This is a genomic window from Rhodospirillales bacterium (genome assembly GCA_023898785.1).
Lineage (GTDB): Bacteria > Pseudomonadota > Alphaproteobacteria > Micavibrionales > Micavibrionaceae > TMED27.
In genome coordinates, this window is record CP060239.1 from 1,516,198 (window position 1) to 1,530,646 (window position 14,449).

Consider the following 14,449-nt stretch of genomic DNA (forward strand, 5'->3'; position numbering starts at 1 on the left):
AACAACCTCGCCCCAAGGGGCAAGGAATTAAACCCGAAAAGAGATTAAAACGCGGCTTCGTCCAGTGCCATCAGCGGCTCGGCCCCGGCCATAACCATCTTAAAACGCGCATCGGCTTCGGGCAGAACGCGGGCCATAAAAAAGCGCGCGGTGATAATTTTAGAGTCGTAAAATACGGCATCCCCTTCACCCTCTGCCAATTTCTTTTGTGCAGCCTGCACTATCAAACACCACATATAGGCCAGCGCGACAAGAGCGAACTGGCGCAGGTAATCTACGGAGGCTGCGCCCGCTTCATCCGGATTTTCTAGGCCTTTTTGGGCAATGATGGCGGTGGATTGCTGGAGCTTGGCAAAGGCCTTGGCGAGCGGGAAAATAAATTCCTGCAAGCTCTCATCTGCCTGATTTAACTCAATAAATTTTTGCACCGGATGAAAAAACCTGCGCAGCAACCGACCGAAGCTTTGCGGCATTTTGCGCCCCACCAGATCAAGGGCCTGAATGCCGTTGGTGCCTTCGTAAATCTGGGCAATGCGGGCATCACGGACATATTGCTCCATCCCCCATTCGGCGATATAGCCGTGGCCGCCATAGACCTGTTGCATATCCACAGCGATCTCCAGACCCATATCGGTTTGATACGCTTTTATGATTGGCGTGAGCAATGCCACAAGATCATCGGCTTCCTGGCGTTTGTCTGCATCGGGATGCTTTTCAGCAATATCGAGATTAAGGCTTGTCCAATAAGATAGCGCGCGCGAAGCTTCAACAATGGACTTTGATTTAAGCAACAGGCGGCGAATATCAGGGTGAACGATGATCGGATCGGCAGGTTTGTCCGGCGCTTTAGTACCGGTGAGGGAGCGCATTTGTAAGCGCTCTTTTGCATAGGCCAACCCGTTTTGGTAGGCGATTTCAGAAATACCAAGCCCTTGCATTGCAACGCCAAGGCGTGCAGCATTCATCATAATAAACATCGCTTTGAGGCCTTTGTGCGGCTCACCGACAAGCTGACCATAGGCTTCATCGAAATTCATGACGCAAGTGGAGTTTGCATGAATGCCCATTTTATGTTCGATCGAACCACACGCTACGCCATTATGCTGCCCTGCGCTGCCATCATCGTTAGGCATGAATTTAGGCACAACAAAGAGTGATATACCGCGCGCGCCTTCGGGAGCATCGGGCAGTTTAGCGAGCACAAGATGAACAATATTTTCAGTGAGGTCGTGTTCACCGGCGGAGATAAAAATTTTGGTGCCGGTGATTTTGTAGCTATCTTCGCCATCGACTGGCTCAGCCTTGGTTTTGATAAGGCCGAGATCGGTTCCGCAATGCGGCTCGGTCAGACACATCGTTCCCGACCATACACCTTCAATCAGCTTGGGCAAATAGAGCGCTTTTTGCGCATCCGTGCCAAATTGGTGCAGCGCTTCATAAGCGCCTTGGGAGAGGCCGGGATACATGCCAAAACTCATATTCGCCGAGCAGATCATTTCCTGCATCACCGTGTTAAGCAGGGTTGGCATGCCCATGCCACCATATTCGCCGGTCGCAGACAGACCGCACCAACCTCCTTCGGCAAAGGTGCCGTAGGCTTCTTTAAAACCTTTGGGCGTGGTCACATTGCCATCATCAAAGGCGCAGCCTTCCTGATCGCCGCTGAGGTTAAGCGGGAAGAGCACCTCTTCGCAGATCTTGCCGCCTTCTTCGATAATCTGATTCATCAGATCATCGGAGACTTCTTCATATCCGGGAAGGTCTGCCAATTGAGCAGCCCCTAACACATCGTGAAGAATGAATTTAATATTGTCGATTGGCGGGGTATAGGTGGGCATAAAAAAGCTCCTCTTTTTAGACTATTCTACCGCGAAGACGTGAAGGCGCGAAGAGGAAATAAAGATTATTTTTCATCCAGCATATAAAGAATTTCGTCGGCCACACGGTCAGAATCCGCACTTTCGAGCTGGCGAATAGCTTGTTGGAATGGATTGTTTTCTTTGCGTGCAATGATTTCGGCGATCTTTTGGACCGTTTCATCGCCTAAAGTTTCACGCGCTGCGCGTGCGTTAGCCAGCGCTTCCTCCCGAAGACGCTGGCTCTTAACACGACCCGCCTGAAGTTCTTTAGGCTTCTTCCGTTTGTCCGATTTATTTTTTCCAAATCCAAACATGCTTCCATCCTGACAGAAAGGGTTTAAAAAGCTGTGAACAATAGATTGGATTTTATCTAAAAAGCGGCGGCGATTTAGGGACAGACGGCGTCCGATTCTGGCAGGGCAGATCAACAAAAATAGGCTGGTTGAAAGAGTGACCAAGAGGTGGTGGCTGAAGTTTCGAACATGTAGCTTTTTCCAAAGATTTATTTAAAGATGCAGCGTTGGAAAAATATGTTGAAATGGCATTTGGAAGTGGTTGCGTTCTTGCTGACGTTGAGGGATGGGGGTATGACGTTTGGGTTATCCAGCCCTGATTCAACTTATTCCCTCCGCCCGTGTGCATGGCATAAATAGCGGATAGAACCCCGACAATCGATGCGCTGCAAGCAAGGCCGACATGCCACTTATGTCTGCGATCAGACACAGTGTTTTGGTCTTGCTTCGGTTTTCCAGTCTGCACATTTGTTCTCATAAAAAATCTATTCGCATTTTCATTATGAGGGTCAGGGCCTATAAATTATGACGAAGGCTGTTTTCAAAGTTTAATTCCGCAGAGGCTTACCTTTTTCAAGCATATGTTCGATGCGGGCAAAGGTGCCTTCGTTGTGCAGAAGATGCATGAATTCGGAGAGTTCAAGCTTGAGCAGATCATCCTCGGACAGGGTTTCAGTATAGCCCTTATCCCCACCGGAGAGTACAGCGGCGAGGTGATCGGAAACAACAACGTCATAGGGCGTGGCTTTACCGGATTTGCGCAGGTCTGACACGGCCAGATCAAGCGCCATTTTTGCACCAGCGCCGCCGAGGCGGATGTCTTTAACTTTTTCGGGCGGCTCGTAATTTTTGGCCAGTTCCAGAGCGCGGACCTTCGCATCGTAAAGCAGACGATCGCGGTTCATGGTGATGCCGTCAGTTTTGCGCAGATAGCCAATATCTACAGCTTCGGGACCGGATTTGGCGACAGTGGCCATGCCGATGGTTTCAAAGGCCTTACGGACTGCGCCTACAGGCGTGGTATCAGGTGAAAACCAGATATTATCCTTGCCGATCTTGCTCATATCGGCAGCAAATTTAGCCCGCTCGCGCTCCTGAAAGCGCAGGATCATTTCCTTGCACCCTCCCCAACCGGGTATGAGGCCAACGCCGACCTCAACCAGACCGCAATAGGTTTCGGCATGGGCCTGCACCGCGTCAGAAGAAAGCAAGATTTCACAGCCGCCGCCCAGTGCCATGCCTGATGGAGCGCTGACAACCGGGAAGGGCGCGAATTTCAGGCCCATAAAGACGCGCTGGCCGGTGGCGACAAATTCCTCAACCTGCGGGTACATCGCGATGTTAATCATGAACATAGCAAGACCAAGATTGGCTCCGGCGGAAAAATGCGAGGCTTCATTGTAAATCACAAGGGCTTTATAATCATCGCTGGATTCGATGGTTTTTTGTGCCTTGACCAGCATTTCGAATGTCTGCTCATCAAAGGTGTTCATTTTGGAAGTGTGCTCAAAACACAGGACGCCATCGCCGATGTCCCAGAGATTGGCTGAAGCGTTTTTCATGACGGGCTGACTGGAGAGTTTTATATCGCGGAGCAAGAGAACACCATCAGGGCGCTGCACATCATGGTGTTTGCCGTCGCGTCCGAAGAACTGGATTTTACCGTCTTCGATGCGATAAAAAGTGCCTTCTCCAACTTTGGAGAGAATTTCTGGAACAGGCCTGCCTGCTTCGGCGAGCTTTTCGGCGAAGTATTTGGGACCAAGCGCGTCAATCATCTCAAACGGGCCTTGCTTCCAGTTGTAGCCGAGCTTCATACCCTCATCGATGTCGAAGATTGTCTCGGCGATTTCGCCGACGAGGCTGGCCGCATAGGACAGCGTATCGCGCAGCACAGCCCAGGCATAGCGCCCGCCTTCACTGTCGGTTTCAACCACGGCTTTTAAACCTTTACGCCCGGCGGAGACGGCGGAATCGTTTTCTGCCTGCTTCTTAATTGATTTTATATAATGTGAACCCTTGGAAGAATCCTCTGTGAAGCTGTCTGGATTTATGGCGAGGGCCTGCTTTTCTTTTGCTGCCGGGTTGTCGGGATTGAGGCGGTAAAATCCGCCCTTGCCTTTGCGGCCTGTATAGCCGGCTTCGATCATGCCGTGGACGAATTTATGATCGATAAAAATATCGCGGTAGGCATCATCTTTGGGCAGCGTTGAAAGCAGGCTTTCAGAGAGTTTAGGCATGAGGTCGATGCCGACCAGATCGATCAGGCCGAACACACCGGTTTTGGGGATGCCTACGGGCTTGCTCATCACCGCATCGGCAACCTCAATCTGGACATTTTGTTTGATCGCTTCATTCACCCCGGCGGTAAGCCAGAAGACGCCTAGGCGGTTAGCGATAAAGCCCGGCGTATCATGACATTGCACAACGCCTTTGCCGAGGCGAACATCGCAGATTTCGCGAATGGTTTCCACAGCTTTGGGGTCTGTTTTTTCACCGACAATCAATTCCAGCAGACGCATATAGCGCGGCGGATTAAAGAAGTGAGTGATCATAAAGTCTTTAGCAAATGAGTCGGGCTGGCCTTCGATGAGTTTGTGCAACGGAATAGTCGAGGTATTGGACGAGACGATGGAGCCTTTTTTGCGCGCCTTTTCGATTTTTTCATAGGTTGCATGTTTGATTTCGAGTTTTTCGAGTACGACTTCGATAATCCAGTCGCAGTCGCTAATAAGATCAAGATCGTCGTCAATCGTGCCAGTCGTAATCAGCTTCGCATTGGCTTTGCGCATGAAGGGCGCAGGTTCAGTTTTGAGCATTTTTGCTACAGCCTCGGCGGCCAGATCTTTGCCTTCGACCTTAATGTCGAGCAAGGTAACCGGCAGTCCCGCATTGGTGAGCTGCGCGGCAATCCCGCTGCCCATTACGCCTGATCCGATTACGGCGACTTTATTGATCCCTGTCATGGTGAGGTCCTTTCATTGCTCATACTTTTACGTCTTCATAATTTTGTACGCTTATACTCACATCTCGAAGTATTTCCTGAATGCGCGCATTGATATTTTTGACTTCCTGAAACTGTCCGCCCAAAAGATACATCACATGTTCAATAACTTCCGATTCATAAAGCCGGACGGCTTTAATATCTGTGAGTGGTTCAGCAATACCACGCATCATACGTATATAAAGTGTCATAAGGCTTTCGAGCGAGCCGACAACAAGCAATTTAGTCCGTAAATGTTTCAAGGACTCGATCTGAAATTTCAGGAACGGGCGGAAATATTTTTTTATGAAGGCTTCGCTTTGCGCGAGCTCTATTAGGTTTGCATCAAGAATTATGTCCACTTCTGTTGGCTTTAAAAATAATTTTTTATCCCCGGTGCTTAAGATTTCCCGGTGCTCTTCAAGGAAATCTGTATAGGCTTTTGTTTCAGCCTGAATTTTGTCTTTTGCAGCTTCAACCTTCTTCTTATCGAATGCAAATTTGTTTTTTTCTGTTAGCAATTTTTCTATGGCTTTGCGTGCTTTGTCAAAATTTCCTGTCCTCAAACCAGAGCGATAAGAACGCAGGAGTTTTTCTACTTGGTCTGCTCCATATATTTCAGATACGGCTTTTTCCGCTGCTGCATAGCGCGGATATATTTGTTCTAAAAGTTCTTTTGCTTGTTGTAAGCGCTTGTTGTCTTCGAGAAGTTGTGCTCTTTTTTTCCGCTGCTTGCTGAGCATTACGCCTGTTTCACTGGTCCAGATCACTTCTTTTTCATTGCTTTCAGGGCTGCGTTTCATCTCAGCGTTAATAATGCCGATAGCCCTGCCAATCGCCATATAGCACAGCGCAAAATCAATAATGTTATTTTGCAGATCGTCGATAACGCTTGCAGCTTTTTCTTTTAGTTTTGCTGCATTCGGATGGTTTTTCTGGTTTATGTTTTTTTCTCTTTCCTGGCGCGCCCATCCTACCGAGTATGGAAAGAAGCTTTTGTAAAGTGTCGTAACGTCTGTTTCTTCTTTGGCAATTGTGTCTTTGGACGCCGTTTTTTCAACATGGCTGATATATTCTTTCACGCATTCAACAAAGCGTGTACCAGCAACGCTTATATCGGCGTCGTCTTTAAGACCTATGACCTGAAGAAAATTCTGCTGCATCATGTTTTAGCCTTGCTTATTTCGCAGATAGATTTTTTCAATCCATAGAGCCTGTATCAATGGCAATGAAAGTGTCGAAAGCATATAAGCCATAACTGGAACAAGCGCGTGAAGCCAGGCGCCCTCGACGTGCAAAAAACTTAAATAGCCGCCGATGATCAGATATGTTCCCGCAGCGATAATGACGCGGCGTGTCCATGAGGTTTCCCATGCCTTGTTGGTTTCAACGCGGGCATTGCGCTTTGTTATCTCCTCTATCTGATTCATTCGTCATTGCGAGCGCAGCGAAGCAATCCAGCTCTGTAGATGGATTGCCGCGTCGGGCTTCGCCCTCCTCGCAATAACGATAAAAAATTCACTTAAACCCCCTCCAGAACAGTCGCGACGCCTTGGCCACCGCCGATGCACATGGTAGCCAGCGCGTATTTCTTTTTCTCGCGCTTCAGCAGGCTTGCGGCTTTGCCGGTGATGCGCGCGCCTGAGGTGCCCAGCGGGTGGCCCAGCGCGATAGCGCCGCCGTCGAGGTTGACTTTGCTGACATCGGCGCCAAGTTCTTTCAGCACAGATAACCCCTGCGCGGCGAAGGCTTCGTTGAGTTCGATAATGTCGATGTCATCCAGCGTTAGCCCTGCGCGCTCCAATGCTTTTTGCGTGGCGGGTACGGGGCCAATTCCCATGATTTCCGCGGCGCAGCCAGCAACGGCGACAGATTTGATCCGCGCGAGTTTGGGGAGTTTGTGTTTATCGGCGTATTCTTCGCTACACACCAGCACTGCAGCAGAGCCATCGGTGAGCGGTGAGGACGTTGCAGCGGTAACGCTGCCGTCTTCGAGGAAGGCGGGCTTAAGCTCGGCCAGTTTTTCAACATTCGAATCAGGGCGGATGGTGCCGTCGGTTTTGACATCGCCGATAGGCACGATTTCATCATCAAACTTGCCGGATTCGGCCGCAGCGGCGGCTTTTTTGTGAGAAGCAACAGCGAATTCTTCCTGCTCGGCGCGGGTGATTTTATATTTTTTTGCCAGATTTTCAGCCGTTTCGCCCATGCCTATATAGGCTTGGGGGTATTTCTCAAAAATCGCTGGGTTGGGCATCGGGTTAAAGCCGCCCATGGGAATGCGGCTCATGGATTCTACGCCTGCGCAGATAAAGGCCTGGCCCGCACCCATTTGAATAGCACCGGCGGCGATATGAATGGCGCTCATGGACGAACCACAAAAGCGATTGACAGTTGCGCCCGCGATTGAGACTGGTAAATCCGCATGATTTACAACCAGGCGCGCGATGTTAAAGCCCTGCTCGGCTTCAGGAAAAGCGCAACCCATCAATAAATCTTCGACGTCTTCGGCGTTCACGCCTGTATCTTTGACTAGGGCTTTGATGACTTCGGCAGCCATATCATCAGGACGCACCTTTGCCAGATCGCCCTTATTAGCGAAATGCATGGGAGAGCGTTTAAAGCCACAAATGACGACAGGTGTTTGCATGGGAAGAACCTCCGGTAAGAATAAATTTTCATGATTCTATAATGATATAAAGGCCGGGTCGAGATGTTTTAAGAGCATGGAGAGATTAAGCCCTGGGACGAGTTTGATTTTGCATTTGACACACCTGATAAAATCAGGCAATTCAGATTTAAAGATTGAATGATTTTTAATGCGTTTGGCACAAGGAGAATGAGCGTGAATAAGGCTGCTGTGAAGATTTCTGATCCACGGGGATTTAAGCGTATTTGCATGAATTGCGGGGCGCGTTTCTATGATATGAACAAACGTCCGATCATATGTCCTTCATGCGATACGGAGTTTAACAACGAGATGAAGCTTAAGGGCCGTAAGTCCCGCGCGAGCACAGCTCAGGAAGAGGCTGAAGGGCAAGTTACGAAGAAGACCTCTAAAGAAGCCAACGGCGATGACGAGGATGAAATTGAAGAGGAGCCGGAAGACACTGAAATTGTCAGTCTTGATGATTTAGAAACTGCAGAAACAACAGATGATGATGACGCGCTAAATGTCGATCTTGACGACGATGATGATGACGATCTTGATGATCTTGATGTCGATAATGATTTGGATGATTTACAAGATCTCGACCCTGATGCTGAGCTTGACGAAGATGACGAGGGCGATGACGAAAGAAAGGATTAACGCTTTGCTTATCAGTAAAGGATAGTTGTGTGTATAAAGTTTTCCTGCAGCTTCCTGCCAATTTGAGCACCGTTGATGTAGCCATTTTGAACGAATCTATGGGTGATTTATGCACCGCGCATTCGGCTCTGCGCACAGAAAACAACGAAAGCGCGCCGTGGATTTTGGAATGGCTGTTTGATACGCAGGCTGAAGAGAGGGTTTTGAGCGGTCGGATTGAAACTACGGCCAAGATTCATGGTATTGATTTACCAAAAATTCTTAATTTTCAAAACGAAGACGTACCAGACCGGGATTGGCTGGCGTATTCCTATCGACAATTTCCGCCTTTTTCAGTCGGGCCGTTTTTTATTTACGGCGCGCATTATAACGACGGCGTTCCTGATGGACAAATGGGTTTGCAGATCGATGCCGCCACGGCATTTGGATCGGGTGAGCATGGCACGACCAAAGGCTGCTTGCAGGCGATGCTGGATTTGAAAGGACAAGGGGCATGCCCGTGGAATGTGCTGGATATGGGTACAGGCAGCGGCATTCTCGCGATTGCGGCATGGAAACTTTGGAAAACGCCGGTACTGGCGGTTGATAACGATCCTGAAAGCGTTCGCGTTACGCAGCGGCATATGGAAGCTAACGGCGTGCCTGAGGGCAAGGGCAATGTGCGAACGCTGGTCAATGAAGGGTTTTCAGGGAGCGCTGTGCAGGATAAAGGCCCGTATGATTTGATTATTGCGAATATTTTGCCCAGCCCGTTGAAAGAAATGGCCGCAGACCTTGTGGTCTGCACGGATGAAAACGGCGCAGTGATTTTGTCGGGCATTCTTAACGAACAAGCAGAAGATGTACTCAGAGTTTATCTCGCATTGGGGCTAGAGCATTGCAAGACGCTGGAAAATAGGGAATGGTCAACATTATTACTGCGCAAGACGGCGCCGTAAGACGATCAGATAAAGCAGCACGAAATAAAAGAGATAGAGTTCCTCAACCTCACTGCCGCGTGAAAGAATAGGAAATTTTGTAAAAAGCTCAAAGATTTTATCAATTAGATTTACGCTTACAGCCAGAGCTGCCGTAACCCCCAGGATTGCAGGTGGATAAATAATCTCAAATCTTTTGGGTAATACTGAGGGTTTAAAACGCTGTAAAAAAGGAATGATGAGGCCTCCAGTAACCGAACCAATCAGTAAAATTAAACGCGGTTTTTGATCGAGCCAGCTTGACGTATTGTGCAAATTGGTTTCGCCCTGATCGTTGATATGAGCCCAATATTCGGGCGTTGACCATTTTAGAAAATGCTGCCCCCAACTCACCTCTTCACCTGCCACATAGAAGCAGCAGATAGCTGCCAGCCCAACCCAAGCATAAAGCCATTTTTGTTGAGGATACTTGAGCTTTGTAAGTGTACTCACCGCAACAAAAAATGCGGCACCAACAAAAATAAATTCGAAGAATTCATGCGGGCCAGATTCTGAATGCAGCTCTCCCAAAAGCTTTTGTGAAGCAAAAAGTTCAATAAGGGCTTGCGCAGCTAAAATAAGCAACGGGACCCAAAGCCACCAAATTTTATGCAGCATCTTGGACCTCTTCTTCATCAATAAGGCCGGGCTTCACAAGAGGGGAGTACACAGACCCGTTCGTTCTTTCAAATTGCTCGGCAATTTGCGCAATTTTTTTTACCTTGTGTAAAAAACTCCGCAACGATATGGTCTTCGGCTTTTTCCAAACTGGAATATGCTCCGGCATATCCTTCATTGTCAAAACTCGTCCTAAAACTATTGCTACTGCCAGCCGGGCAAAAAACTGCCCTTACGGTCTCTTTCAAGCGCTTCAAGATATCTCATAGGAATAGAGGTGTTTACGAAAACAGCACGTTTTTTCCCCGTATTGACATCAACAACGTCATGCATGTTGTAATAAATAATGCTTTCCTTCACCATCTGGCTGTCTATTTGCTGAAAGCCCATACGGTTAAACAGCATGGTTTCTTCGGATAGGGTAATCACATCATAGGCCCCGGCCAGCGTATAACCATCGCCGGATATAACAACCGTGTTCATCAATCCATCGCGGACCCACTGATAGAATTTATAGTCTCCAAAGCGTTTATCTTCGCGAGCCAGCGCAAGAGCATGGAGCACCACATCAATATGGGCCAGATGGTCTCTGACCAGGGTTTTATAACCAAACAACGCTGTTGCTGCGCGTTCAGGGTCATCATCATTCATAACGACAAACGCAAGTTCATCCAGATCCTTCAGAACGCGCGTACCCATAGGGTCATATTGACGCGTTTGCGAATAATAGGAACGGAATTTCATAAAATCAAAACGCGGCGGTTTGAGTTCCAGGGCTTCTGTTGCCATCTGGTTGTAATATGGGTTTGCTAAATAGTTTTGACGATAATCCGTCGCTTTGACCTCGCTGATTGGCTGCGCATAAGCGACACCGCCGCCACTGACATAGCTCAAAATAAGAAAAAGACTGTAATAGAAGATATGTCTCATGGCTTTTATTTTACCACGGTAATATTGAAATCGGCCAATAAAAAAGGCCGGATTACCCGGCCCTTTTGAATTCTTTATTAAAGTAAGCTTACTCGACGATTTTGGAGACGACGCCGGCACCGACGGTGCGGCCACCTTCGCGAATAGCAAAGCGCAGGCCTTCACTCATCGCGACAGGCGCGATCAACTCGACTTCCATACCGTTGATGTTATCGCCAGGCATCACCATTTCGGTGCCTGATGGCAATGTCACTTCACCGGTTACGTCCGTCGTTCTGAAGTAAAACTGCGGGCGGTACTTCGTAAAGAATGGTGTGTGACGACCGCCTTCATCCTTGGACAAAATGTAGGCTTCGGCCATGAATTTCTTGTGCGGAGTGATCGAGCCGGGCTTACACAAAACCTGACCGCGCTCAACGTCCTCACGCTTGGTCCCGCGCAGCAATACGCCGACATTGTCACCGGCTTCGCCGCGGTCAAGCAGCTTGCGGAACATTTCAACGCCCGTACAGACTGTTTTTTGCGTGTCGCGGATACCAACGATTTCAATCTCGTCGTTTACATTGATCACGCCCTGCTCAATACGACCCGTAACAACCGTTCCACGGCCGGAAATCGAGAATACGTCTTCAACAGGCATCAAGAAGTCTTTGTCAATTTCACGTGCAGGAGTCGGAATATATTCATCAACAGCCTTGAGCAGCTCAACAATCGAATTCTCGCCAATCTCAGGATCGCGGCCTTCCACGGCGGCCAAAGCAGAGCCTTTGATGATTGGAATTTCATCGCCAGGAAATTCATAAGATGACAGCAACTCGCGCACTTCCATCTCAACCAGCTCCAGCAATTCTTCATCGTCAACCTGGTCGACCTTGTTCAGGTAAACAACCAGAGCAGGAACGCCAACCTGACGCGCCAGCAAGATGTGCTCACGGGTCTGCGGCATCGGACCGTCAGCCGCGTTCACAACCAAAATCGCACCGTCCATCTGCGCCGCACCCGTGATCATGTTCTTCACATAGTCCGCGTGGCCCGGGCAGTCCACATGCGCATAGTGGCGCTTGTCCGTCTCGTACTCAACATGAGCCGTCGAAATCGTGATCCCGCGCGCTTTTTCCTCAGGCGCCTTGTCGATCTTGTCAACGCTCTCACCATTGCCATACTTCTTCGCAATCGCCGCCGTCAGCGTCGTCTTACCATGGTCAACGTGACCAATCGTACCAATATTCGCATGCGGCTTGTTTCTTTCAAATTTTTCCTTAGACATCTTTTCGTTCCTTCATCGTCTTAAGATGTGATGACCGGCGCCACGCCAGCCGTAATTAAACCAATGCTCTGATGTAAAAAAACCCGCTGATAAAGTCAACGGGTTTTTTGGGTTTGGCAGAGATGTTATTAAAATGATGGAGCGGGCGACCGGGATCGAACCGGCATATTCAGCTTGGAAGGCTGACGTTCTACCATTGAACTACGCCCGCATTGGAGTGCCAGTATACTCATTCACTGGCCGTTGACAACATATTATGGAGCGGGCGACCGGGATCGAACCCCCTCGCGCAACGCCGTTGCGCGTTCCTTATAATAAAATAGCGGGTTCGATACGACTCCTGATGCTGGCCGGTATAAAAAATACTCTCCACTTCAATTAAGCGTTGGAGCGGGAGACGGGGATCGAACCCGCGGCCCTCAGCTTGGGAAGCTGATGCTCTACCACTGAGCTACTCCCGCGTGGTGGGTAGAAATAATCTGATTTAGATCTGAAATCAAGTCCTTCGTCGGCTGCGCCGACATAATCTCGTCTAAGCGTTCGCTTTGCTCGCGCAAGTCTCATTAAAAATCAAGGAATTCGAAATTGTTTTCGCAAAAATAATCAATCAGGGCACATACATCTTCAAAAATACCGGGCTGATCGTGCAGAAGAAAAATGTGAGGATGATCTGCCACTTTTAGTCCCTCATCTTGTTCTGCGCGGGCGATTAGATCTTCGCGGGTTTTTATAGGCTGGCGTCCGCGGTGCGTATCATTGAGCATCCAGTCCCGAGCAGTGAAGGTATAAAGGCAATCAACAGTATTTGAAGGGTAAGACGACGGCATATCGGCAAAGGGCTGTGAAAAACCCTGATCATGCAAATATTGCTGGAGGATGCTGGTTTTGTTGTTCTCAACAATGCCGGCGCTATCAATCTGTTCAATCTTGCAGCCGTCACCGCGATCAATATAAGGAAATCGGTAATACTTTGCGGGACGCGAAATGCCACAACGTGCATAGGCCGCTTCGATCAAATGATCGCATTTTTCAAGATCATCCGCCCAGTCCTGCGGCTGCATATCTCCGGCAGGCTTATGAGCATAAGAATGATTACCGATCCGCAGGCCCTTAGTAATTGCATACTCAATGGCGCTCGGATTTTGCTCCAGCAACGCCCCGCGGACAAACAAAAGCGCTGGAATGTGGCGCGCGGTAAGAAAATCAACCAGCTTTTCCGTATCGGGCGATGGGCTGTCATCAATCGTCAAATAGGCCTTAGGCGCACTCATGCGTTCAGCCCTTTCAGAGCCGGATAGGGATATGTGATGTGATAGATTGGCATGGCGCGCAGATCACGGGTGACAGGCGCAATACCTTTGAGGCAAAACCAATGCTTGAAATGTTCTTGATCAAATTGCCCGGCCTCAATCAATCGCCCTAAAACCCCGCCAGTGAGGTAAAGCCCGCCATAAGCATGGCCGGCAATGACACTGGAGGCGGCAAACAGACCCAAAAATTCATGGAACAGGCGCAGAGCTGTGCTCACTTTTAAATCATCCGCTTGGCGCATCATTTCTTCTGGGCTTTGCACTTGCACTGAACTGCCGCCAATCAAACACAAAGCCCGGTAAAGATTATAAAGCCCCGGGCCGCTTACTACATTTTCATAGACAGGAATGGTCTCATTACCTTTAAAGCGTTGAACAGCCTGAATTACAAGAGCTTGCTCATCGGTTAAACAAGCCACAGGCAAGTGCCCGCCGTGTGTAGGCTGCACAATTGGTTTGTCACCTTGATGCACATAGGCCAGCCCCAGCCCCGTTCCCGGACCAAGAATGCATTTTGACGGACTTGCAGGAGCGCCCGCGCGGAGAGCTTTCAGGTCGCATTCTTCCAAAACCGGCAACGACCAAGCAGCCGCTTCAAAATCATTGACAATGCGTTCGACCTGCCAGCCTTCGCCTTCAAGCTCCTTGGGGTCAATAACCCATGTGTTCTTATTCACGAACGCCCACAGGCCGTTTTCCGGTGAACCCGCCGCCGCAACCCGGAGTGCACCGGATGGATCTAATTCATGCTCTTTGCAGTAATGCGCCAGTGCCTCTTGCAGATTTTCGAAATCCGCCGCTTCATATTTTGCAATCTTTTCCGGACCTTTCGGCGAAGAGACCGCAAAACGTGCGTACGTGCCACCAATATCTGCCAAAATGCTCATGACATTATCATGCACGAAGCAATGCGTTTTGAAAAT

At 49.1% G+C, this 14,449-nt stretch carries 13 protein-coding genes and 2 tRNA genes; 2 read left to right on the plus strand and 13 right to left on the minus strand.

All coding sequences use genetic code 11. The features are described 5' to 3' along the window. Positions 1–44: 44 nt before the first annotated feature. The 6 genes from H6859_07660 to H6859_07685 all read right to left on the minus strand — a co-directional run bounded on the left by H6859_07660 (position 45) and on the right by H6859_07685 (position 7,785). A complete protein-coding gene (locus tag H6859_07660) occupies positions 45–1,838 on the minus strand; it encodes an acyl-CoA dehydrogenase C-terminal domain-containing protein (protein ID USO05027.1) in 1,794 nt (597 codons plus the stop codon). Positions 1,839–1,903: 65 nt separating this feature from the next. After that, positions 1,904–2,173, minus strand: coding sequence for a hypothetical protein (locus H6859_07665; GenBank protein ID USO05028.1), 270 nt, complete (start codon positions 2,171–2,173; stop codon positions 1,904–1,906). 527 nt (positions 2,174–2,700) lie between these two features. Then, positions 2,701–5,118, minus strand: a complete 2,418-nt coding sequence (locus tag H6859_07670) for an enoyl-CoA hydratase/isomerase family protein (protein ID USO05029.1) — start codon at positions 5,116–5,118, stop codon at positions 2,701–2,703. Positions 5,119–5,137: 19 nt separating this feature from the next. Continuing rightward, positions 5,138–6,301 carry a hypothetical protein gene (locus H6859_07675; protein ID USO05030.1) on the minus strand — a complete coding sequence of 388 codons (1,164 nt, stop codon included), beginning with the start codon at positions 6,299–6,301 and terminating at the stop codon, positions 5,138–5,140. A 3-nt stretch (positions 6,302–6,304) separates the two neighbouring features. Continuing rightward, complete coding sequence (locus H6859_07680) at positions 6,305–6,565, minus strand: hypothetical protein (GenBank protein ID USO05031.1); 261 nt, start codon at positions 6,563–6,565, stop codon at positions 6,305–6,307. 92 nt (positions 6,566–6,657) lie between these two features. Continuing rightward, positions 6,658–7,785 carry a thiolase family protein gene (locus tag H6859_07685; protein ID USO05032.1) on the minus strand — a complete coding sequence of 376 codons (1,128 nt, stop codon included), beginning with the start codon at positions 7,783–7,785 and terminating at the stop codon, positions 6,658–6,660. A gap of 189 nt (positions 7,786–7,974) precedes the next feature. On the opposite strand from H6859_07685, the gene H6859_07690 reads away from it, so the two are divergent. After that, positions 7,975–8,445 (plus strand): TIGR02300 family protein, encoded by a 471-nt coding sequence (locus H6859_07690; protein ID USO05033.1) that lies wholly within the window; start codon positions 7,975–7,977, stop codon positions 8,443–8,445. A 29-nt stretch (positions 8,446–8,474) separates the two neighbouring features. Then, positions 8,475–9,383 carry a 50S ribosomal protein L11 methyltransferase gene (locus tag H6859_07695; protein USO05034.1) on the plus strand — a complete coding sequence of 303 codons (909 nt, stop codon included), beginning with the start codon at positions 8,475–8,477 and terminating at the stop codon, positions 9,381–9,383. On the opposite strand, the gene H6859_07700 is transcribed toward H6859_07695, so the two are convergent. From H6859_07700 to H6859_07730, 7 genes are all read right to left on the minus strand, one after another. Next, entirely contained in the window at positions 9,360–10,019 is a 660-nt protein-coding gene (locus tag H6859_07700) for a hypothetical protein (GenBank protein USO05035.1), read from the minus strand. The genes H6859_07695 and H6859_07700 overlap by 24 nt on opposite strands. Positions 10,020–10,223: 204 nt before the next feature. After that, complete coding sequence (locus tag H6859_07705; GenBank protein USO05036.1) at positions 10,224–10,949, minus strand: hypothetical protein; 726 nt, start codon at positions 10,947–10,949, stop codon at positions 10,224–10,226. 88 nt (positions 10,950–11,037) lie between these two features. Continuing rightward, the gene (tuf, locus tag H6859_07710) at positions 11,038–12,216 is read right to left on the minus strand and encodes an elongation factor Tu (GenBank protein ID USO05037.1); all 1,179 of its coding nucleotides are present in this window, start codon (positions 12,214–12,216) and stop codon (positions 11,038–11,040) included. Between the two features lie 137 nt (positions 12,217–12,353). Continuing rightward, positions 12,354–12,427, minus strand: a tRNA-Gly gene (locus H6859_07715). Positions 12,428–12,602: 175 nt separating this feature from the next. Further along, positions 12,603–12,677, minus strand: a tRNA-Gly gene (locus H6859_07720). A 102-nt stretch (positions 12,678–12,779) separates the two neighbouring features. Next, a complete protein-coding gene (locus H6859_07725) occupies positions 12,780–13,487 on the minus strand; it encodes a polysaccharide deacetylase family protein (GenBank protein USO05038.1) in 708 nt (235 codons plus the stop codon). Then, positions 13,484–14,413 carry a glucokinase gene (locus H6859_07730; protein ID USO05039.1) on the minus strand — a complete coding sequence of 310 codons (930 nt, stop codon included), beginning with the start codon at positions 14,411–14,413 and terminating at the stop codon, positions 13,484–13,486. Before H6859_07730 ends, H6859_07725 begins: the two co-directional genes overlap by 4 nt. Positions 14,414–14,449 lie beyond the last annotated feature (36 nt).